Here is a 19,663-nt window from a genome sequence, read left to right as displayed (position 1 = left end):
TGCCTTTCAGGTCGAGGCGTCGAATGCCGCCAACACATGGCGTGGAAGTCGTTTCGGCGCAATCAGCATGGCATCGAATCGCATTTCAAATTCCGCATGCTCGGGATGCGCGACGAGCCAGCCTTGCGCGGCATCGATGATGCGCTGCTGCTGGCGCGGCGTCACGGCGAAGGCGGCGTCGTCCAGCGTCGCGCGCGCCTTGACCTCGACGAAGGCGATCAAATTGCGGCGGCGCGCCACGATGTCGATCTCGCCATGCGGCGTGCGGTAACGTTTGGCGAGGATGCGGTAGCCCTTGGCCATGAGATAAGCCGCAGCGCGGCTTTCCGCAGAGATGCCGGTGTGGAACGCGGCGACGCGCTCGGGCGAGGCGATTTTCGGTTCCGACGGGACGTCAGTCTTCGCCATCGCCGCCCCGCAGATCTTTGGCAAGCTCAAGCGCGCGGGCATAGACCTCGCGGCGCGGCCGGCCCGAGAGGGCGACCGCATGCGCCACCGCATCCTTGACGCTGTTCGCGGCAAGCTGCTCACGCAGGACGTCGTCGAGCGCATCCGATGTCAGCATCTCGGCATCCGCCGCAGGCGGAGCGATCACCAGCACGAATTCGCCGCGCGTCTCCAGCGTGTCGGCATCGCGCGCCAGCTCACGCAGCGTCGCGCGCGAAATCTGCTCGTGCAGTTTGGTCAGCTCGCGGCAAATCGCGGCTTCCCGGGTCCCCATGATCTCGGCGAGCTCGGCGAGCGTGTCCTGCACGCGGTTGCCGGAATCGAACATCACCAGCGTCGCATCGATGCGCGCAAGCTCGGCCACGCGCGACTTTCGCGCGGCGGATTTCGAAGGCAGAAAGCCTTCGAAGAAGAAGCGGTCGGTCGGCAGCGCTGCGACCGATAGCGCCGCCAGCACCGAGGACGGGCCGGGCAGCGCGTAGACCGCGTGGCCGGCGGCGCAGACCTCGCGCACCAGCTTGTAGCCGGGGTCCGAGATCAACGGCGTGCCGGCATCCGACACCAGCGCGATCGAGCCGCCCTGCGAAAGCCGCTCCAGGATCTTCGGACGGGCCGCTTCAGCGTTGTGCTCGTGATACTGCTTGAGCTGCGCAGAGATGTCGTAGCGCTCGGTCAGACGCCGCGTGATGCGGGTGTCCTCGCAGGCGATGACGTCGACCCCGGCGAGGGTCTGCAGCGCCCGCAGCGTGATGTCACCGAGATTGCCGATGGGGGTCGCCACCAGGTGCAGGCCAGGCGCGGCCTTCGGCGCGACAAGCCGATGGGCGTCGACGGAGAAACCGCGCGAGGCGGCCTCCGTCGTCTCAGGTGTGTTTGTCGGGGACGGCTTTGCGCGCATAATCAGACGAACTTAGGTATGATCCCCGGGGCTGGGAACCGGTCCCCGGAAAAAGATCGTGCCTGGGCGAGGCAAGGGGCGAGGCAGGACTGGAATGTGATCCATTCGGCATCACATTCCCCAGGGAATGAAGCGTCAGCGCCATATTCGCGGCGGAAACGCCGCCTTGATGCTGGGTGACGGACGGCGGACAGCTAGCCAGAACTTGAAAGGAAGCCGCGTTAAGCGGGCATTATCCTTTTGTTTGAGTTAACTATTTGCCGACAATATGCCTGAATCCATGGCCGGTGTCGTGGAAAGAATGTCGTGACCGGCTGGCGACGGTCGGTCGGAAGAGAAACTGTCATGACGGGCCCACGTGATCCCAGATCCTCCTTTTCGGAGGAGTCTCCCGTTCAGGGGCCCCTGATGTCAGGGGCGACGCGGCGAAGCGCGCTCGGTCTGTTGCTCGGCGCGCCGCTGCTGTCGGCCTGCGCCGGCGTGCAGCAGAGCCTGAGCCAGTTCTCCAATCCGTTCAGCAGTTCCTCCCCGCCTCCGGCCCAGCCGGCCGGCCCGCCGCAACAGGCGACGACCGCCGGCACCGGCGGGGTGAAGGTTGCCGTGATCCTGCCGCTGTCGGCATCTGGCAATGCCGGCCTTGCCGCGCAGTCGATGCGCAACGCCGCCGAGATGGCGCTGGCCGAGTTCCAGAATCCCAACATCCAGCTCCTGATCAAGGACGACAATGGTAGCCCGCAGGGCGCGCAGGCCAGTGCGCAGCAGGCGGTCGATGAGGGCGCCGAGATCATCCTGGGGCCGCTATTCGCGCAGTCGGTGCCTGCGGTGGCGCAGATCGCGCGCACGCGCGGCATCCCGGTGATGGCGTTCTCGACCGATTCCAGCATCGCCGGCCGCGGTGTCTATCTGCTGAGCTTCCTGCCGGAGTCCGACGTCAACCGCATCGTCGAATATTCCGCCAGCATCGGGAAGCGCTCCGTCGCCGTGCTCGTGCCCGACAATGCCTATGGCAATGTGGTCGAGGCCGCGGTGAAGGCGGCGGTGCCGCGCCGCGGAGGGCGCATCGTCGCGTTCGAGAAATACGGCGCCGATCGCGCCACGCCGGCCCGGACCGTGGCGCAGCAGCTCGGCAGCGCCGATGCGCTGTTCATCGCCGATGATGGCGACGCCGTCGTCTCGGTCGCCGATGCGATGAGCGCGGCGGGTGCGAATCTGCGCAATATCCAGCTGCTCGGCACCGGCCTGTGGGACAGTCCGCGCGTCTATGCCAGCTCCAACTTGCAAGGCGGCCTCTACGCCGCGCCGGACCCGGCCGGCTTCCGCGCCTTCTCCGGCCGCTATCGCACCAAATATGGCGCCGAGCCCGTGCGCACCGCCACGCTTGCCTATGATGCGGTCGCCCTGGTGGCCGCGCTGGCGCGTACGCAGGGCACGACGCGCTTTTCGTCGGACGTGCTCACCAATCCCTCCGGCTTTGCCGGCATCGACGGCCTGTTCCGCTTTCGCGCCGACGGCACCAATGAGCGGGGCTTGGCGGTGATGAAGGTCACGACCGGCGGCGGCGTTGCGGTCGCGGGCTCGCCGAAGAGCTTTGGGGCGTAGCTGTTTCCTCGACGTCGTCCTGGCTTTCGCCAGGACGACGATGGAGAGACTTTACGCCGCGAGATCCGCGACCACCGCGTCCAGCACCGGAAAACCGCTGCTCGTCACGCGCAGCCGTCCCGTTGCATCCACCGTGATTGCACCTTCTTCGCTCAGCAGCGTGATGCGCTTGGGATCGAGTGAGCGGCCGGAGAGCGCTTTGTAACGCTCGGGGTCGATGCCCTCGGCGAGGCGCAATCCCATAAGCAGGAATTCGTCGGCGCGCTCTTCGCTGTTGAGGAGATCGTCGGTGACGACGCCGTGGCCGTTGGTCTCGACCCGCATCAGCCAGGCTTCGGGGCGCTTCTCGGTGGCGGTCGCGTGCCTGATACCGTCGATGTCGAGGCGGCCATGGGCGCCGGGGCCGATGCCGGCATATTCTTCGCCGCGCCAGTAGACCAGATTGTGCCGGCACTCGGCGCCGCGCCGCGCGTGATTTGAAATCTCGTAGGCGGGCAGGCCGAGCCTGTCGCAGGTCTCCTGCGTGACGTCGTAGAGCGCGCGTGCGACCGCTTCATCCGGCGTCTTCAGCTTGCCGGCTTGATGTAGGCCGAAGAACGGCGTGCCTTCTTCGATCGTCAATTGATAGAGCGACAGATGCTCGGCCGCCTCGCCGATCGCGAGACGCAATTCATCGGCCCACATCGCCGGCGTCTGGTCGGGACGGGCGTAGATCAGGTCGAACGAATAGCGATCGAACGAGCGGCGCGCGATAGCGACGGCATCGAGGGCCTCGCGCGCGCTGTGCATGCGGCCGAGCGCTTTCAGCGAGGCATCGTCGAGCGCCTGCACGCCGAGCGAGACGCGGTTGACGCCGGCGGCGCGATAGCCGGCGAAGCGCGTAGCCTCGACGCTGGTCGGGTTTGCCTCCAGCGTGACTTCGACGTCTTTCGCCACGGTCCAGTGCTTGCCGATGGCGTCGAGCACAGCGCCGACGGTTGCAGGCTGCATGAGCGAGGGCGTACCGCCGCCGAGAAAGATCGAGGTGACTTCGCGTCCGGGCGCGCGCTCGGCGGTCGCAGCGATTTCGCGCGCGAATGCTGACGCAAACCGCGGCTCGTCGATCGGGGCGTGGCGAACGTGGCTGTTGAAGTCGCAATAGGGGCACTTCGACAGGCAGAACGGCCAGTGCACGTAGACGCCGAAGGCTTCCTTAGCGCGGCTCAAGGCAGATCTCCGCCAGTTTCACGAAGGCGCGGGCACGATGCGACAGGCCGAGACCGAGCGGCGGCAGGCCGTGCTTCTCGATGCTCTCCATCTCGCCGAAGGTGCGGCTATGGCCGTCGGGCAAAAACATCGGGTCGTAGCCGAAGCCGGCGGTGCCGCGCGGCGGCCACACCAGCGTGCCGTCGACGCGCCCCTCGACCTCTTCGAGATGATCGTCGGGCCATGCAACGCAGAGCGCGGAAACGAAGTGCGCCTTGCGTTTGGCCGGCGTGGTCGCGCCGCGCTCCTGCAACAGACGCTCGATCTGCGCCATCGCTGCGGCAAAATCCTTGTTCGGGCCGGCCCAGCGCGCCGAGTAGATGCCGGGCGCGCCGTCGAGCGCGTCGACCACGATGCCGGAATCATCGGCGAAAGACGGCAGCTTCGTTGCCTGCGCCGCCGCGATCGCCTTGATCGCGGCATTGCTGCGGAAATCGTTTCCGGTTTCTTCCGGCTCGGGAAGGCCGAGCTCGCCGGCCGACACTGCTTCGATGCCGTAAGGCGCGAGTAGCTCCTTCATCTCGGCGAGCTTGCCGGGATTATGGGTCGCGATAACCAGCTTTCCGGTGATTCGGCGGTGCATCGGGCTATTGACTACGCTACCGCCAGTTTCTGCAAGTCCACGAGACGCGCGACGCCCTTGCGCGCCAGCGCCATCAACGCCAGGAACTCGGCTTCCGTGAATGGCTCGCGTTCCGCGGTGCCCTGGACCTCGATGATGCGGCCATCGCCGGTCATGACGAAATTGGCGTCGGTGTCGGCTTCGGAGTCCTCGGCATAGTCGAGGTCGAGCACGGGCGTGCCCTTGTAGATGCCGCAGGAGATCGCGGCGACGTTGTCGCGCAACACATTGGCCTTGACCATGTTGCGCGCCTTCATCCAGCTGACGCAATCGGCGAGCGCGACCCAGGCACCGGTGATCGAGGCGGTGCGGGTGCCGCCGTCGGCCTGGAGCACGTCGCAATCGACCGTGATCTGGCGCTCACCGAGCGCTTCGAGATTGATGATGGTGCGAAGCGAGCGGCCGATCAGGCGCTGGATTTCGACGGTGCGGCCGCTCTGCTTTCCGGCGGAGGCCTCGCGGCGGGTGCGTTCCGAGGTCGCGCGCGGCAGCATGCCGTATTCGGCGGTGACCCAGCCGCGGCCCTGGCCCTTCAGCCATGGCGGCAGGCGGTCTTCCAGCGTGGCGGTGACCAGCACGTGGGTGTCGCCGAATTTCACCAGGCACGAGCCTTCCGCATATTTGACCACGCCGCGCTCCAGCGTCACGGGGCGCAATTCGTCGGGCGCACGGCGGCTTGGCCGCATGGGAAATCCTCCAAAACTCTCAAAAAAGTGCTGTTGGCGGTGCTTGTAGGGGGGGTGAGGGTGGGCGGCAAGGGGGAAGATCGAGGCCTTCTTCACCCCCGATTTCCAATCCGCCAACGCCACGCTTGTCAGAAGCATCCGGGATAGACAAATTACCTGTGTCTTAGAGGAGTTACCGTCTGTGGCCCATCACGATCCGATCCATCTGATCGCGCCGCGCGCGGGCCTCGCCCAGCTCAACGAGCGTTCCCGCGACATCTTTCGTCAAATCGTCGAAAGCTATCTCGCGACCGGGGAGCCGGTGGGCTCGCGCAATATTTCGCGCCTGATTGCCATGCCGCTTTCGCCGGCCTCGGTCCGCAACGTCATGGCCGATCTGGAACAGCTTGGCCTAATCTACGCCCCGCACACCTCCGCCGGCCGATTGCCGACGGAACTTGGCCTGCGGTTCTTCGTCGATGCCCTGATGCAGGTCGGCGACCTCAATGACAGTGAACGGCAGGCGATCCAGAGCCAGTTGACCTCCGTCGGCCACGCGCAATCGGTGGAGGCTGCGCTCGAGGAGGCATTGACGCGGCTCTCCGGCCTGACCCGCGCCGCCGCCGTCGTGCTGACGCCGAAATCCAATGCGCGGCTGAAACATATCGAATTCGTCCGCTTGGAACCGGAAAAGGCATTGGTGATCCTGGTCGGCGAGGACGGGCAGGTCGAAAATCGCGTGTTGACGCTGCCGCCGGGAGTTCCATCCTCGGCGTTGACCGAAGCCGGCAACTTCCTCAATGCCCGCATTCGGGGCCGGACCCTGGCCGAGGCGCGGCTGGAGCTCGAGACCGCGCTCGGAGAGGCGCGCACCGAGCTCGATCAGCTGACGCACAAGGTGATCTCGGCCGGCATCGCCAGCTGGTCCGGCGGCGAGAACGAGGATCGTCAGCTCATCGTCCGCGGCCACGCCAATCTGCTCGAGGATTTGCATGCGCTGGAGGATCTCGAGCGCGTTCGCCTGCTGTTCGACGATCTCGAGACCAAGCGCGGCGTGATCGACCTGCTCGGCCGGGCCGAAACCGCGGAAGGCGTGCGGATCTTCATCGGCAGTGAGAACAAGCTGTTCTCGCTGTCGGGTTCGTCCACCATCATCTCGCCCTATCGGGACGCCGCCGGCCATATCGTCGGCGTTTTGGGCGTGATCGGGCCGACGCGGCTGAATTATGCCCGCGTGATCCCCACCGTGGACTACGCTGCCCGCATCGTCAGCCGGCTCTTGGGGGGCTGACCGGCGGCCGGGCCGATCACGGGCGCTTGATTTTCGCCGCCCGAAGCACGATATCCGGGCCAGAAACCCCCTGAGACGAATGCGAAAAGAGAGCCGATGACCGATCGAGACCGGCAACCCGAAGACACGAGTGCTGCGGCCGGCGAGCCCGTGGTGTCAAAACCCTACATCATGCCCGACGATCCCGAGCCCGGCTCCGTCGAGCTTCTGCAGAAGGAAGTCGCCGAGGCGCGCGACCGCATGCTGCGGACGCTGGCCGAAATGGAGAATTTGCGCAAGCGGACCACCAAGGAGGTCGCGGATGCCCGCCTCTACGGCATCACCGGCTTTGCCCGCGACGTGCTCGACATCGCCGACAACCTGCAGCGCGCGCTCGATGCCGTTCCGGCCGAAGCCCGTGCGGCGGCCGATGCAGGCCTCGCCTCGCTGATCGAGGGCGTCGAGCTGACTGAGCGCTCGCTGCTCAGCGCGCTGGAAAAACACGGCGTGAAGAAGTTCGACCCCTCGGGCCAGAAGTTCGACCCGAACTTCCAGCAGGCGATGTTCGAGGTGCCCGATGCGTCGGTGCCCGCAGGCACGGTCGTGCAGGTCATGCAGGCCGGCTACACCATCGGCGAGCGCGTGCTGCGTCCCGCCTTGGTCGGTGTCGCCAAGGGCGGCGCCAAGGTTGCGCCCGCTGCCAACAGCAACGAGCCGAACGGCGCGGCCAACTAAGTCGATCCTCATGGCGAGGAGGCGCGTCAGCGCCGTCTCGAACCATGCAGGCCGCGCTGCTGCAGCGCGGCCTTCATCCTTCGAGACGCGCGCGAAGAAGCGCGCTCCTCAGGCTGAGGGTCTTGCAGTTTTTTGACCGGGCCTACGCGCTCGCCGCGATATCCGCGGACTGAATCCGCTTCACGCCGGCCTTTGCCATGTCGGCCCAGGCTTTTGCCAGCGAACCCTGATTGTCGATGCCGCGGCAGGCGTCTTCCACCACATAGACCTCGAAGCCCGCCTTGCGCGCGTCGAGCGCGGTCCAGGCGACGCAGAAATCCGTCGCCAGCCCCGCGACGAAGACGCGCTTGATCTTGCGCGCCTTCAGATAGCCGGCGAGACCGGTCGAGGTCTTGCCGTCGGCTTCGAGGAAGGCCGAATAGCTGTCGACGTCCTTGTGAAAACCCTTGCGGATGATGAGCTCGGCGTGCGGGATCGCAAGGTCTTTCGACAGCGCGGCGCCGTCGGTGCCCTGCACGCAATGGTCGGGCCACAGCACCTGCTTGCCGTAGGGAAGATCGACGGTCTCGAACGGCTTCTTGCCGGCGTGGACTGACGCGAAGGAAATATGGCCTTGCGTGTGCCAGTCCTGCGTCATCACCACGTTCGAAAATGCTTTCGAGATCTTGTTGATGACGGGCACCACCTGCTCGCCTTCCTTCACGGCGAGGCTGCCGCCGGGCAGGAAGCAATTCTGCACGTCGATCACGAGCAGCGCGGATGCATCGTCCGGCTTGATCGATGCCGCTGCCAGAATTGCGGTTGGCGCGAGCGCCACGAGCGCGCTCGTCCCGAGCGCCGCCAAGACTTGTCGCCGATCCAGCATCATTCGCCTCCCTCCAGGATGAACTCAACGGAGGGGGAGCCTAGTTCCGTTCGTATACGAACAGAAGCCCGAAAATGCAGCCGGCTTTGGTGAGTGGTTGGGCTTGAGCCGCGGGTTCGGTGCACCTCTCCCGCTTGCGGATGCTGCTAGCCCTTCGGCTGGATGCCGTCGCGGACCGCGCGGAAGCGGGTGAAGGCGGCCGGCCATTGCTCGCGCGGGGCGCTGGCGATGATGCGCAGCGAGGCGCCGCCGCTGCTGAAGCGGATCCACTGCACCACGGTCACCGGCGTCTTGTCCTTGCCGCTGACGCCGTCGATCCGGGTCTCGAAACCCTGCTGGCCGCTGATGCGGATCGGCTCGGACATGGTGACGCGCGACTCGCGCACGCCGGGAATCTGGAGCGCCGCCTCTTGGGCGAAGCGGGCGCGGTCGTCGGCGGCTTGCGGTGTGGCGCCAATCACGCCGAGGATGATAAACGGCTTCGATTCATAGCCGGAGCTCTCGTCGCCGTCGGCCAGGATGATACTCGAGCCCGGCGCCAGCGTGCGGACGTCCTTGAAGTCGGCGAGATCGGTGATCTTGAACGGCATCAGTGCGATCTGCTCTTCGGCCGAGACCTGCTTCCGGGTGACGACGCTCGCGAACATCTGCCGCACCGCCTCGTCGGTGTAGATCTTGATCGCATTCTCCGGAATCTGCACCGCGACGTAGCCGGAGAAGCCGGCGCCCGGCACGATCATCGAATAGCGCCGCACTGGCGTCTCGCCCGCCTTGCCGCTCTCCGTGGTGAAATAGGCCACGCCCGCGGGCGTCTCGATCTTGTCCTGCTTGACGCCGTTGGTGCCGGCCGGGTTGGAGTTGAAGGCGCTCACGACCTCGCCATAGGCGGCCGGCGGCAGCTCCGTGATCAGCACCTTGACGTTGCCGTCCTCGCTCTCGAAGCCGGGAAAGGTCTTGGCCGTGCTGAGGCCGACCAATGGCACCATGCCGAGGCGCAAGCCGGGTGGGAAAACGGCGTCGGCGGCCAGAGCCGGAAGCGTAGAGGCGACGAGGAGGGCGAGCGCGGCGAGGGGGCGGATCAGCTTCATGGGCACTCTGATTGGTTCACATTGAGGCCGTTCGATGGTGGCCAGCCGGCCGCTTTGTCGCGCGAGGCAGCCCGAGGACGAGCCCGGCCGGCTGCCCGCCTTTTAACGGTTTTGGTCTGGCCGCAACAGGGCGGGGCGGGATGCGGTAGCGGATGCCGGCCAATCGCGGACCTGTTAATAATTCCTCACCCGCAAGGGCGGTGCAGCCCGGATATGTTCTTCCAAAACCCAATGTTTTCACGGCCGAAACTTGCGTTCGGTCCTTGCAGGCACCTCCCCCCCTCCTATATGACCCCCAACCATCGCAATATCGCGAATGTTTGATCTTAGGGGGTTTCGGTTCGGGTGCCTTCTGGGCCCAGCCAGCCTGCCGCAAAAACAAGGATACAGGACCATGGGAAAGGTCATCGGGATCGACCTCGGCACCACGAATTCGTGCGTCGCCGTAATGGATGGCAAGAACGCCAAAGTCATCGAGAATTCCGAAGGCATGCGCACGACGCCTTCGATCGTCGCCGTGACGGACGACGGTGAGCGCCTCGTCGGCCAGCCGGCCAAGCGCCAGGCCGTCACCAATCCCGAGCGCACGTTCTTCGCAGTGAAGCGCCTGATCGGCCGCCGCTACGACGACCCGATGGTCGAGAAGGACAAGAAGCTCGTTCCGTACAAGATCGTGAAGGCTTCCAACGGCGACGCCTGGGTCGAGGCCGACGGCCAGACCTACTCGCCCTCGCAGGTCTCGGCGTTCATCCTGCAGAAGATGAAGGAGACCGCGGAAGCCCATCTCGGCCAGAAGGTCGACCAGGCCGTCATCACCGTGCCCGCCTACTTCAACGACGCCCAGCGCCAGGCGACCAAGGACGCCGGCAAGATCGCGGGCCTTGAAGTGCTGCGCATCATCAACGAGCCGACCGCGGCCGCGCTCGCCTACGGCCTCGACAAGACCAAGGCCGGCACGATCGCCGTGTACGATCTCGGCGGCGGCACGTTCGATATCTCGATTCTCGAAATCGGCGACGGCGTGTTCGAGGTGAAGTCGACCAACGGCGACACCTTCCTCGGCGGCGAAGACTTCGACATGCGCCTGGTCGGCTATCTCGCCGACGAATTCCAGAAGGAGCAGGGCATCAACCTGCGCAACGACAAGCTCGCGTTGCAGCGCCTAAAGGAAGCCGCCGAAAAGGCCAAGATCGAGCTGTCGTCGACGACGCAGACCGAGATCAACCTGCCCTTCATCACCGCGGACCAGACCGGCCCGAAGCATCTGACGATGAAGCTCACCCGCGCCAAGTTCGAGGCGCTGGTCGATGACCTCGTTCAGAAGACCGTCGAGCCCTGCCGCAAGGCGCTGAAGGATGCCGGCCTCACCGCCGCCGAGATCGGCGAAGTGGTGCTGGTCGGCGGCATGTCGCGCATGCCGAAGGTCCAGGAAGTCGTGAAGCAGCTGTTCGGCAAGGAGCCGCACAAGGGCGTCAACCCAGACGAAGTCGTGGCGATCGGCGCCGCGATCCAGGCCGGCGTGCTTCAGGGCGACGTCAAGGACGTGCTGCTGCTCGACGTGACCCCGCTGTCGCTGGGCATCGAGACTCTGGGCGGCGTGTTCACCCGCATCATCGACCGCAACACCACGATCCCGACCAAGAAGAGCCAGGTGTTCTCGACCGCCGAGGACAGCCAGAACGCGGTCACCATCCGCGTCTTCCAGGGCGAGCGTGAAATGGCGGCCGACAACAAGATGCTCGGCCAGTTCGACCTGATGGGCATTCCGCCGGCCCCGCGCGGCATGCCGCAGATCGAGGTGACCTTCGACATCGACGCCAACGGTATCGTCAACGTCTCGGCCAAGGACAAGGCCACGTCCAAGGAGCAGCAGATCCGCATCCAGGCCTCCGGCGGTCTGTCGGAAGCCGACATCGAGAAGATGGTCAAGGACGCCGAGGCCAATGCCGAGGCGGACAAGAAGCGCCGCGAGGCCGTGACTGCCAAAAACGACGCGGATGGACTGGTGCATTCGACTGAGAAGGCACTGGCCGAGCACGGTTCGAAGGTCGCCGAGACCGAGCGCCGCGCCATCGAGGATGCCGTCAGCGACCTCAAGGAAGCGCTGAAGGGCGACGATGCCGAAGCGATCAAGGCCAAGACCCAAACGCTGGCCCAGGCTTCGATGAAGCTCGGCGAGGCCATGTACAAGCAGCAGGCCGAGGCCGACGCCAAGAAGGATGCGGCCAAGGACGACGTCGTCGACGCGGAATTCACCGAAGTCGACGACGACAAGACCAACAAGAAGTCCGCCTGAACCCCGCGAGGGTGATGATGCGGACGGCTTGGACCCTCCACACGCCAACGGCCTCCTCCCTCGCGGGGGAGGCCATCGTGTCGGGCTCGACAAGCCAAGGCACTGATAAAATCGGCACTGATAAAATCGGGGCCGTTACGATCGATCAATTCCCAGCCGTTATTCTGAACACTGCCGTGCAATCCTCTGCCGCGAGGCGGAAGGGTGCTTATATCGCTGCATGGCGACGTTGCTTCGCTCCGACTTGAATCGCGATCGGATAGACCGAGCTCATCATGTCCACGTCCACCAAGCGCTGCTACTACGAAACCCTCGAAGTCGAACGCGATGCCGACGATTCCGCGCTGAAATCGTCGTTCCGCAAGCTGGCGATGAAGTTTCACCCCGACCGTAATCCCGGGGACAACACCAGCGAAGTCAAGTTCAAGGAAATCAACGAGGCCTACGAGGTCCTGAAAGACAAGGACAAGCGCGCCGCCTATGACCGTTACGGCCATGCCGCCTTCGAGCAGGGCGGCGGTGGCGGCGCCGGTTTCGGCGCGGGCTTCGCCTCCTCCTTTTCCGACATTTTCGAAGATTTGTTCGGCATGGCCGGACAGCGCGGGGGCCGTGGCGGCCGCGAGCGCGGCGCCGACCTGCGCTACAACATGGAAATCACGCTCGAGGAAGCTTTTGGCGGCAAGACCGCGCAGATCGAGATCCCGGTCTCGGTCACTTGCGAAGCCTGCTCGGGCATCGGAGCCAAGGCCGGTACCAAGCCGAAGACCTGCTCGACCTGCGGCGGCGCCGGACGCGTACGGCAGTCGCAGGGCTTCTTCACGCTGGAGCGAACCTGTCCGGGCTGCCAGGGCCGCGGCCAGATGATCGAGGACGCCTGCCCGTCCTGCTCGGGTCAGGGGCGCGTCACCCGCGAGCGGACGCTGTCGGTCAACATTCCCCCTGGAGTCGAGGACGGCACCAGGATCAGGCTTGCCGGCGAGGGCGAGGCCGGGGTCCGCGGCGGCCCGCCCGGCGACCTCTACATCTTCCTGTCGCTGGCCCAGCACCAGTTCTTCCAGCGCGACGGCGCCGATCTGCATTGCCGCGTGCCGATCTCGATGGTGACGGCGGCGCTTGGCGGCGAGTTCGAGGTGCCGACCATCGAGAAGGGCAAGACCAAGGTGAAGGTCCCTGCGGGGACCCAGTCCAGCCGTCGATTCCGCATCGCATCAAAAGGCATGCCGGTGCTGCGCTCGCGCCAGATGGGCGACATGTACGTTCAGGTCGTGGTCGAGACCCCGCAAAATCTCACCAAAAAGCAGCAGGAATTGCTGGCCGAGTTCGACAAACTCTCCTCCGGCAACACCCAGCCGGAATCCGAGGGTTTCTTCACCAAGGTCAAGGATTTCTTCGGTAATCGGGCGAGTTGACGCGTCTTGACCGTGCCGCTTTCGGCCTATACGTCTTTATGACCATTTTCTGACACGCCGCGGTCCCGCGGTCCCGGCCGGTCCCGACATGCCATTGCCATCGTCCGCGCGTGCGTTGAAGAAGCCCCGTCTCGATGACGAGGTGCGTTTTCTCCGGTCATGGATCGAAAAGCCCCTGCACATGGGTGCGGTGATGCCGTCGGGCAAGCTGCTGGCCCGGACCATGGCCCATTACGTCGACGTCAATTCGGACGCACCGGTGGTCGAGCTTGGGCCCGGCACCGGCGCCATCACCTCGGCCCTGGTCGAGCGCGGCGTCGATCAGAAACGTCTCGTCCTCGTCGAATACAATCCGGGCTTCTGCGCCCTGCTGCGCGACCGCTATCCGCAGGCCAAGGTGGTGCAGGGCGATGCCTATCGTCTGCGCGACACCCTGTGGAACGTGCTGAGCGCGCCGGCCTCCGCGGTCGTCTCCGGCCTGCCGCTGGTCACAAAACCGATGCTGACGCGGCTGCGGCTCATCCGCGACGCCTTCACGGCCCTGGCGCCCGGTGCGCCCTTCGTCCAGTTCACCTATGCGGTGGTGCCGCCGATTCCGAAATCGCTGCCCGGCGTGTCCACAGAGGCCTCCGAACGGATCTGGATGAACCTTCCGCCGGCCCGCGTCTGGGTGTATCGCAAGGACTAATTCCGCCGGCATTCCTGTTTGCGTGGCGGTCTCGTTTCGCCGAACGCATGGAAGCGGATGTCCGCACCGAAAATTCTGATCATTCCCGGCTCCCTGCGCACCGGCTCGCAAAATGCGAAGCTGGCAGCGGTCGCTGCCTATGCATTCGATCAGGCCGGTGTCGACGTCACCCGGATCTCGCTCGCCGATTTTCCGCTGCCGATTTATGACGGCGACCTGCAGGCCAAATCCGGTGTGCCGAAGCACGCGATCAATCTCAAGCGCATGATCGGCGCGCATCATGGCGTGTTGATCGTCTCGCCCGAATACAACGCCTCGGTGCCGCCGCTGCTGAAGAACGCGATCGACTGGGTCAGCCGCGTGCATGAGCTGCACGAGCCGCGCGGCGAGGTGTTCCGCAACCGCGTCTTCGCGCTCGCCGGCGCCTCGCAGAGCCGGCTTGGCGCGGCTCGCGCGCTGCAGGCGTTGCGGCTGATCCTGACCTCCTGCCACGCCAATGTGATTGCCAGCCAGCTGACGCTCGCCTTTGCCGACCAGGCCTATGACGATATGGACAGGCTGAAGCACGAGGGCGATATCGCCGCGTTGAAGGAACTGGTGCGGCAGTTGATCGACGTTTCCCAACGCATGATGTGAGGTGACATGACGCCAGCCGAGATTGCCCCGAAAGACCGCCTGATCGTCGCGCTCGATCTGCCCAGCGTTGATGCCGCGGAAGCTATGGTCAACCGGCTCGGCGACAGCGTCACCTTCTACAAGATCGGCTATCGGCTCGCTTATGCCGGCGGCTTGCCGCTGGTCGGCAAGCTCGCCGACCAGGGCAAGAAGGTCTTTCTCGATCTCAAGCTGCACGACATCGGCAACACCGTGGCGCAGGGCGTCGACAGCATCACAAGGCTCGGCGCGACCTTCCTCACCGTGCACGCTTATCCGCAGACCATGAAGGGTGCCGTCGAAGGTCGCGGCAGCTCGAACCTGAAGATCCTCGCCGTCACTGTTCTGACGTCCTACAACGAGGACGATCTGCACGCGGCAGGCTTCCGGCTCGGCGTCTCCGAGCTCGTCGAAGCGCGCGCGCAGCAGGCGCAGGTGCTCGGCATCGACGGGCTGGTATCGTCGCCCGAGGAAGTCGGAGCCTTGCGCAAGATCGTCGGCCACCAGATGAGCCTCGTCACCCCCGGCATCCGGCCGGCGGGCGCCGCGAGCGGCGACCAGAAACGCATCATGACGCCGGGCCGCGCGATTGCGGCCGGCGCGGATTATCTCGTGGTCGGGCGGCCGGTGGTGGAAGCCACGGACTCCAGGGCGATCGCCGAGGCCATCCAGGCCGAGATCGCGCAAGCGCTCGGCTAACTACCAACACAGGGAGAAGAACAATGGCAAAAGGCTACTGGATCGGACGCGTCGACGTGAGCAGTGACGAGGGCTACAAGCCCTATGCCGTCGCCAATGGTCCGATCTTCAAGAAATGGGGTGGCCGCTTCGTCGTCCGCGCCGGCAAGTTCACCACCGTCGAAGGCGCCAGCCGCACCCGCAATGTCGTGATCGAATTCCCGGACTACGAGACCGCGATCGCCTGCTACAACTCGCCGGAATACCAGGCCAACATCAAGGTGCGCCAGCCGCACTCCGTCGCCGACCTCATCGTCATCGAGGGCTATGACGGCCCGCAACCGTCAGACGGCTGAGGCGCGAACTCCTCTTATTACTCTTGCCGAAATGCTCGGCCTGCATGGTTCGCCCGGCGATGCAGAGCATCGTCCGGAACGCCCGCCTTGCGGGCTCCTCACCATGAGGGTCTGATATCTTGCCGCAAGACGCGACCTCATCCTGAGGGCCGCCACAGGCGGGCGTCTCGAAGGATGGCCGCAGGCGACCTGCCCCTAATCCCCCTCGGTTGCCGGAACTGCATCCCCCCGCTACAACGGCCGTGAGAGGATCGCACCATGTCCGATATGCGCTTGATCGTTGCTGGAGCCGGCGGCCGGATGGGCCGGGCGCTGACGCGGGCGATTGCCGAGACCAAAGGCGCGGTGCTGGCCGGCGCGCTGGAGGCGCCGGGCTCGGAGCTGCTCGGCAAGGATGCCGGCGTGCTGGCAGGTCTGCCGGCCAATGGCATCAAACTCTCCGGCGATCTCTGGGCGATGTCGAAGGACGCCGACGGCATTCTGGATTTCACCGTGCCCGCGGCGACCCTCGCCAATGTCGCGATCGCCGCCGAGCGCGGCCTCGTGCACGTGGTCGGAACGACCGGCCTGTCGGGCTCCGACAACGCCGTGATCAAGAGCGTCACCAACCGCGCCGTCGTGGTGCAGTCCGGCAATATGAGCCTGGGTGTCAATCTGCTTGCCGCTGTGGTCAAGCGAGTCGCCAAGGCGCTCGACGAGAGCTTCGACATCGAGATCGTCGAGACCCATCACCGCATGAAGATCGACGCGCCCTCGGGCACGGCACTGATGCTGGGCCAGGCCGCAGCTAGCGGCCGCGGCATCGCGCTCGACGAGCATGCAGACCGCGGCCGCGACGGCATCACCGGCGCACGCAAGCCCGGCGACATCGGCTTTGCGTCGTTGCGCGGCGGCACCGCGGCCGGCGATCACAGCGTGAGCTTCCTCGGCGCGTTCGAGCGCCTGACGCTGTCGCATCACGCGGAGGATCGCATGCTGTTCGCCCACGGCGCGCTGAAAGCCGCGCTCTGGGCGCATGGCAAGAAGCCGGGGCACTACTCCATGGCCGACGTACTCGGCCTGTCCGACATCTGAACGAAGCATGATCCGGAAAAGTGTGAAGCGGTTTTCCGACAAGATCATGCTTAAACAACGAACGAAACGGAAAAGCAGTCGATGAGCGAACGTCTTCTCGTGCTGGTGCGGCACGGCCAGAGCGAATGGAATCTGAAGAACCTCTTCACGGGCTGGAAGGATCCTGATCTCACCGAGCTCGGCGTCAAGGAAGCCTCGGAAGCCGGCCGCAAGCTGAAGGCGCAGGGTCTCGTGTTCGACGTTGCATACACCTCGGTCTTGACGCGCGCACAGCACACGCTCGATCTCATTCTCGGCGAGCTCGACCAGAAGGGCCTGTCGACGACGAAGAACCTCGCGCTGAACGAGCGCGACTATGGCGATCTCTCCGGTCTCAACAAGGATGACGCCCGCAAGAAATGGGGCGAGGACCAGGTGCTGATCTGGCGCCGCTCCTACGACGTGCCGCCGCCCGGTGGCGAAAGCCTGAAGGACACGCTGGCGCGCGCGCTGCCGTATTACGTGCAGGAGATCCTGCCCGGCGTGCTCAACGGCAAGCGCACATTGGTCGCGGCTCACGGCAATTCGCTGCGCGCGCTGATCATGGTGCTGGAAAAGCTCTCGCCCGAAGGCATTTTGAAGCGCGAGCTCGCCACCGGCGTGCCGATCATCTACCGGCTCAATGCGGATTCGACGGTGGCATCGAAGCTGGATCTGGCGGGATAAAGACGTTCGCGCGCGACTGAGTCCCGCCAAGCACTCGGTGTCGTCCTGGCTTTCGCCAGGACGACTAAGTGGGGCAGTTTACGCGTGGCAACTCTTACTGCAGCCCCAGCTGCCCGGCCTCCCAGCCCAGCATCGCCTGCTTGCGAGTGATGCCCCAGTGGTAGCCGGTGAGCGTGCCGCTCTTGCCGAGCGCGCGGTGGCAGGGCACGACGAAGGACACCGGGTTCTTGCCGACGGCGGCGCCGACGGCGCGTGACGCTTTCGGGCTGTTGATGTTGCAGGCGATGTCCGAATAGGACACCGCGCGGCCCATCGGGATCTTCAGCAAGGTCTCCCACACCCGCACCTCGAAATCGGTACCGATCATCACCACGCGCAGCGGCTGGTCCGGCCGCCAGAGTTTTGTGTCGAAGATGCGCTGCGCCAATGGTGCGGTACCTTCGTGATCCTCGACGTAAGTTGCGTTCCGCCATCGCCGCGTCATATCGGCAAGCGCCACCTGTTCCTCACCGGGATCGGCGAAAGCGAGTCCCGACAATCCGCGATCGGTCGCGATCACGATCGCGGTGCCGAACGGTGAGTGATGGAAGCCGTAGCGCAAGGTGAGGCCGGCGCCGCCGTTCTTCCATTCGCCCGGCGACATCGCCTCATGGGTGACGAAGAGATCGTGCAGCCGGCCCGGACCCGACAAACCGGAGTCAAGCGCGGCGTCGAGGATACTCGCCGAATCCCTGAGCAAGCCCTTGGCGTGATCGAGCGTGAGCGCCTGCATAAAAGCCTTCGGCGTGATCGAGGCCCAGCGGCGGAACAGATGGTGCAGCTCGTCCGGGGTGACGCCGGCCGCATCCGCCATCGCCTCGATGGTCGGCTGCGTGCGCCATTTTTCGGAGATGAAGGCGATCGCCCGGCGCACGGAATCATAGTCGCGCATCGCGGCGTTCTGGGAGCCCGGCCCGGCCAGGCGCTGGTCATGTATCGCGAGTGTCATCATGCCTGGAAATGTAGGAGGGGGCGGGGTACGAAACCACCCGATTTCCGATCCGCAAATCAGGTCACCGGATTGTAGGTCGGACCGCGCCTGGCGGCATTTAAGGCCTCAACCAAACCCTTGTAGAAACTTGCCTTTTCGTCCGGCCCCAGGAAGCGGGCGATCTGGATCTGGTGACCTCGCGAGATCAGATAGAGGTGCTCGATGCCAAAATCCTCGTCGATTTCCATGTCGAGTCGAACCCAGAGCGGATTGAAGGTCCATTCGACGACCTGGCCATGCTGGCTGACGCGCCGCACGCGCAATTCAGATGGCGTGACCACGATCTCCTCGCTGGCCCGCGCCGCACGGAAATTGGCCTTGAAAGCCCACCAGATCACCAGCACGTCGAGGCCGAAAAAGCCGAACACCGGCCAGGCGCCCATCATCAGGAAGACGAGGCCGGTGACGAAGCTGACGGCGCTCAGGAACAGCATCACGGCGAGGAAGCCGGTGCGGTTCAGCGAGCGGTGCGGCGTCAGGCGCGCGGAAAAGATCTGAGGCTCAGCCTCGCTTGCAGATCGTTCGCGCTCAATTTCATTGCCTGTGCTCATCGTCCCTCAGTATATCCCGATCATGGCGAAAATCACCCGCACGCCGGCCCCCCGCAAAACGTCCGTGCCGAAGAAAAAGGCGAAGGTGGCCGCCGCGAAGCCCAAGGCCCCCGGCAAGAAATCTCTCAAAGCCATGAAACCCTGGACGCCGCCCGAAGTCCGCGAGGCCTTCAGCCGTTTCCGCAAGGCTAACCCGGAGCCAAAGGGGGAGCTCGAGCACGTCAATCCGTTCACGCTGCTGGTTGCCGTGGTGCTGTCGGCACAGGCGACTGACGCCGGCGTCAACAAGGCGACGCGCGCGCTGTTTGCGGTCGCCGACACGCCCCAGAAGATGCTTGACCTCGGCGAGGAACGCCTGCGCGAGTACATCAAGACCATCGGGCTCTATCGTACCAAGGCCAGAAACGTCATCGCGCTGTCGGCGAAGCTGCTCAGCGAGTTCGGCGGCGAGGTGCCGCGCACGCGCGTCGGGATCGAGTCGTTGCCCGGCGCCGGGCGCAAGACCGCCAATGTCGTGCTCAACATGGCCTTCGGCGAGCACACCATGGCGGTCGATACGCATGTCTTCCGCGTCGGCAACCGGACCGGACTTGCGCCCGGCAAGACGCCGCTGGAGGTCGAGCTCGGTCTCGAAAAGGTGATCCCGGCCGAGTTCATGCTGCATGCCCATCATTGGCTGATCCTGCATGGCCGCTATACTTGCCTCGCGCGCAAGCCGCGCTGCGAGGTTTGCCTGATCAACGATCTCTGCCGGTGGCCGGAAAAGACGGTCTGAAAATAGCGTTCGG

General features: G+C 65.1%; 21 protein-coding genes. 12 read left to right on the top strand and 9 right to left on the bottom strand.

Annotation, left to right across the window (positions count from 1 at the left end; all coding sequences use genetic code 11):
- Positions 1-6: 6 nt before the first annotated feature.
- Entirely contained in the window at positions 7-408 is a 402-nt protein-coding gene (locus IVA93_RS37080) for a YraN family protein (protein ID WP_018459613.1), read from the bottom strand.
- The gene (gene rsmI, locus IVA93_RS37075) at positions 395-1,345 is read right to left on the bottom strand and encodes a 16S rRNA (cytidine(1402)-2'-O)-methyltransferase (RefSeq protein ID WP_018459612.1); all 951 of its coding nucleotides are present in this window, start codon (positions 1,343-1,345) and stop codon (positions 395-397) included. The genes IVA93_RS37080 and rsmI overlap by 14 nt, the downstream gene beginning before the upstream one ends.
- A 345-nt stretch (positions 1,346-1,690) precedes the next feature.
- On the opposite strand from rsmI, the gene IVA93_RS37070 reads away from it, so the two are divergent.
- A complete protein-coding gene (locus IVA93_RS37070; RefSeq protein WP_026233852.1) occupies positions 1,691-2,944 on the top strand; it encodes a penicillin-binding protein activator in 1,254 nt (417 codons plus the stop codon).
- A 51-nt stretch (positions 2,945-2,995) separates the two neighbouring features.
- On the opposite strand, the gene hemW is transcribed toward IVA93_RS37070, so the two are convergent.
- From hemW to rph, 3 genes are read right to left on the bottom strand one after another with little or no spacing between them, the layout of a single operon-like run.
- On the bottom strand, positions 2,996-4,150 hold the full coding sequence (gene hemW, locus IVA93_RS37065) for a radical SAM family heme chaperone HemW (protein WP_018459610.1): 1,155 nt from the start codon (positions 4,148-4,150) through the stop codon (positions 2,996-2,998).
- Positions 4,137-4,772, bottom strand: coding sequence for an RdgB/HAM1 family non-canonical purine NTP pyrophosphatase (gene rdgB / locus IVA93_RS37060; protein ID WP_018459609.1), 636 nt, complete (start codon positions 4,770-4,772; stop codon positions 4,137-4,139). Before rdgB ends, hemW begins: the two co-directional genes overlap by 14 nt.
- 11 nt (positions 4,773-4,783) lie before the next feature.
- Positions 4,784-5,497 (bottom strand): ribonuclease PH, encoded by a 714-nt coding sequence (gene rph, locus IVA93_RS37055; protein ID WP_007598482.1) that lies wholly within the window; start codon positions 5,495-5,497, stop codon positions 4,784-4,786.
- Positions 5,498-5,678: 181 nt separating this feature from the next.
- On the opposite strand from rph, the gene hrcA reads away from it, so the two are divergent.
- Positions 5,679-6,767, top strand: coding sequence for a heat-inducible transcriptional repressor HrcA (gene hrcA / locus IVA93_RS37050; protein ID WP_007598483.1), 1,089 nt, complete (start codon positions 5,679-5,681; stop codon positions 6,765-6,767).
- A 96-nt stretch (positions 6,768-6,863) separates the two neighbouring features.
- Complete coding sequence (gene grpE / locus IVA93_RS37045; protein ID WP_018459608.1) at positions 6,864-7,481, top strand: nucleotide exchange factor GrpE; 618 nt, start codon at positions 6,864-6,866, stop codon at positions 7,479-7,481.
- 142 nt (positions 7,482-7,623) lie between these two features.
- Here grpE and pncA read toward each other — a convergent pair whose 3' ends face one another.
- Together pncA and IVA93_RS37035 are read right to left on the bottom strand one after the other, a co-directional pair.
- Entirely contained in the window at positions 7,624-8,346 is a 723-nt protein-coding gene (gene pncA, locus IVA93_RS37040) for a bifunctional nicotinamidase/pyrazinamidase (RefSeq protein WP_026233851.1), read from the bottom strand.
- Positions 8,347-8,492: 146 nt separating this feature from the next.
- Entirely contained in the window at positions 8,493-9,434 is a 942-nt protein-coding gene (locus tag IVA93_RS37035) for a hypothetical protein (RefSeq protein ID WP_018459606.1), read from the bottom strand.
- Positions 9,435-9,828: 394 nt separating this feature from the next.
- Between IVA93_RS37035 and dnaK the strand changes: the two genes are divergently transcribed.
- From dnaK to IVA93_RS36995, 8 genes are all read left to right on the top strand, one after another.
- A complete protein-coding gene (gene dnaK / locus IVA93_RS37030) occupies positions 9,829-11,730 on the top strand; it encodes a molecular chaperone DnaK (RefSeq protein WP_007598490.1) in 1,902 nt (633 codons plus the stop codon).
- Between the two features lie 275 nt (positions 11,731-12,005).
- Complete coding sequence (dnaJ, locus tag IVA93_RS37025; RefSeq protein WP_018459605.1) at positions 12,006-13,139, top strand: molecular chaperone DnaJ; 1,134 nt, start codon at positions 12,006-12,008, stop codon at positions 13,137-13,139.
- 88 nt (positions 13,140-13,227) lie between these two features.
- Positions 13,228-13,827, top strand: a complete 600-nt coding sequence (locus tag IVA93_RS37020) for a class I SAM-dependent methyltransferase (RefSeq protein WP_007598495.1) — start codon at positions 13,228-13,230, stop codon at positions 13,825-13,827.
- 57 nt (positions 13,828-13,884) lie between these two features.
- Entirely contained in the window at positions 13,885-14,463 is a 579-nt protein-coding gene (locus IVA93_RS37015; protein WP_026233850.1) for an NADPH-dependent FMN reductase, read from the top strand.
- 6 nt (positions 14,464-14,469) lie between these two features.
- Positions 14,470-15,180 carry an orotidine-5'-phosphate decarboxylase gene (pyrF, locus tag IVA93_RS37010; protein ID WP_018459602.1) on the top strand — a complete coding sequence of 237 codons (711 nt, stop codon included), beginning with the start codon at positions 14,470-14,472 and terminating at the stop codon, positions 15,178-15,180.
- 23 nt (positions 15,181-15,203) lie between these two features.
- A complete protein-coding gene (locus tag IVA93_RS37005; protein WP_018459601.1) occupies positions 15,204-15,515 on the top strand; it encodes a DUF1330 domain-containing protein in 312 nt (103 codons plus the stop codon).
- Between the two features lie 258 nt (positions 15,516-15,773).
- Complete coding sequence (gene dapB / locus IVA93_RS37000; protein ID WP_018459600.1) at positions 15,774-16,589, top strand: 4-hydroxy-tetrahydrodipicolinate reductase; 816 nt, start codon at positions 15,774-15,776, stop codon at positions 16,587-16,589.
- 81 nt (positions 16,590-16,670) lie between these two features.
- Positions 16,671-17,294, top strand: coding sequence for a 2,3-bisphosphoglycerate-dependent phosphoglycerate mutase (locus tag IVA93_RS36995; RefSeq protein WP_018459599.1), 624 nt, complete (start codon positions 16,671-16,673; stop codon positions 17,292-17,294).
- 94 nt (positions 17,295-17,388) lie between these two features.
- On the opposite strand, the gene IVA93_RS36990 is transcribed toward IVA93_RS36995, so the two are convergent.
- Positions 17,389-18,285 (bottom strand): methylated-DNA--[protein]-cysteine S-methyltransferase, encoded by an 897-nt coding sequence (locus tag IVA93_RS36990; protein WP_018459598.1) that lies wholly within the window; start codon positions 18,283-18,285, stop codon positions 17,389-17,391.
- Between the two features lie 56 nt (positions 18,286-18,341).
- Positions 18,342-18,875, bottom strand: coding sequence for a DUF2244 domain-containing protein (locus IVA93_RS36985; protein ID WP_018459597.1), 534 nt, complete (start codon positions 18,873-18,875; stop codon positions 18,342-18,344).
- A gap of 22 nt (positions 18,876-18,897) precedes the next feature.
- Here IVA93_RS36985 and nth point away from each other — a divergent pair, with 22 nt between their 5' ends.
- Positions 18,898-19,650: an endonuclease III gene (nth, locus tag IVA93_RS36980; protein ID WP_026233849.1), complete on the top strand. Its 753-nt coding sequence runs from the start codon at positions 18,898-18,900 to the stop codon at positions 19,648-19,650.
- The last annotated feature ends 13 nt before the right edge of the window (positions 19,651-19,663 follow it).

It is taken from the genome of Bradyrhizobium sp. 155, assembly GCF_023101105.1.
Taxonomy (GTDB): domain Bacteria; phylum Pseudomonadota; class Alphaproteobacteria; order Rhizobiales; family Xanthobacteraceae; genus Bradyrhizobium; species Bradyrhizobium canariense_D.
The sequence above is the reverse complement of the archived record's forward strand: the minus strand, read 5'-3'. Positions and strand labels throughout refer to the sequence as shown.

Excerpts from the sequence above, each read along its gene's own strand:
- IVA93_RS37080 (WP_018459613.1), bottom strand. The coding sequence starts at position 408 with ATGGCGAAGACTGACGTCCCGTCGGAACCGAAAATCGCCTCGCCCGAG.
- rsmI (WP_018459612.1), bottom strand. The coding sequence starts at position 1,345 with ATGCGCGCAAAGCCGTCCCCGACAAACACACCTGAGACGACGGAGGCC.
- IVA93_RS37070 (WP_026233852.1), top strand. The coding sequence starts at position 1,691 with ATGACGGGCCCACGTGATCCCAGATCCTCCTTTTCGGAGGAGTCTCCC.
- rdgB (WP_018459609.1), bottom strand. The coding sequence starts at position 4,772 with ATGCACCGCCGAATCACCGGAAAGCTGGTTATCGCGACCCATAATCCC.
- rph (WP_007598482.1), bottom strand. The coding sequence starts at position 5,497 with ATGCGGCCAAGCCGCCGTGCGCCCGACGAATTGCGCCCCGTGACGCTG.
- grpE (WP_018459608.1), top strand. The coding sequence starts at position 6,864 with ATGACCGATCGAGACCGGCAACCCGAAGACACGAGTGCTGCGGCCGGC.
- pncA (WP_026233851.1), bottom strand. The coding sequence starts at position 8,346 with ATGCTGGATCGGCGACAAGTCTTGGCGGCGCTCGGGACGAGCGCGCTC.
- IVA93_RS37035 (WP_018459606.1), bottom strand. The coding sequence starts at position 9,434 with ATGAAGCTGATCCGCCCCCTCGCCGCGCTCGCCCTCCTCGTCGCCTCT.
- dnaK (WP_007598490.1), top strand. The coding sequence starts at position 9,829 with ATGGGAAAGGTCATCGGGATCGACCTCGGCACCACGAATTCGTGCGTC.
- dnaJ (WP_018459605.1), top strand. The coding sequence starts at position 12,006 with ATGTCCACGTCCACCAAGCGCTGCTACTACGAAACCCTCGAAGTCGAA.
- IVA93_RS37020 (WP_007598495.1), top strand. The coding sequence starts at position 13,228 with ATGCCATTGCCATCGTCCGCGCGTGCGTTGAAGAAGCCCCGTCTCGAT.
- IVA93_RS37015 (WP_026233850.1), top strand. The coding sequence starts at position 13,885 with ATGTCCGCACCGAAAATTCTGATCATTCCCGGCTCCCTGCGCACCGGC.
- pyrF (WP_018459602.1), top strand. The coding sequence starts at position 14,470 with ATGACGCCAGCCGAGATTGCCCCGAAAGACCGCCTGATCGTCGCGCTC.
- IVA93_RS37005 (WP_018459601.1), top strand. The coding sequence starts at position 15,204 with ATGGCAAAAGGCTACTGGATCGGACGCGTCGACGTGAGCAGTGACGAG.
- dapB (WP_018459600.1), top strand. The coding sequence starts at position 15,774 with ATGTCCGATATGCGCTTGATCGTTGCTGGAGCCGGCGGCCGGATGGGC.
- IVA93_RS36995 (WP_018459599.1), top strand. The coding sequence starts at position 16,671 with ATGAGCGAACGTCTTCTCGTGCTGGTGCGGCACGGCCAGAGCGAATGG.
- IVA93_RS36990 (WP_018459598.1), bottom strand. The coding sequence starts at position 18,285 with ATGATGACACTCGCGATACATGACCAGCGCCTGGCCGGGCCGGGCTCC.
- IVA93_RS36985 (WP_018459597.1), bottom strand. The coding sequence starts at position 18,875 with ATGAGCACAGGCAATGAAATTGAGCGCGAACGATCTGCAAGCGAGGCT.
- nth (WP_026233849.1), top strand. The coding sequence starts at position 18,898 with ATGGCGAAAATCACCCGCACGCCGGCCCCCCGCAAAACGTCCGTGCCG.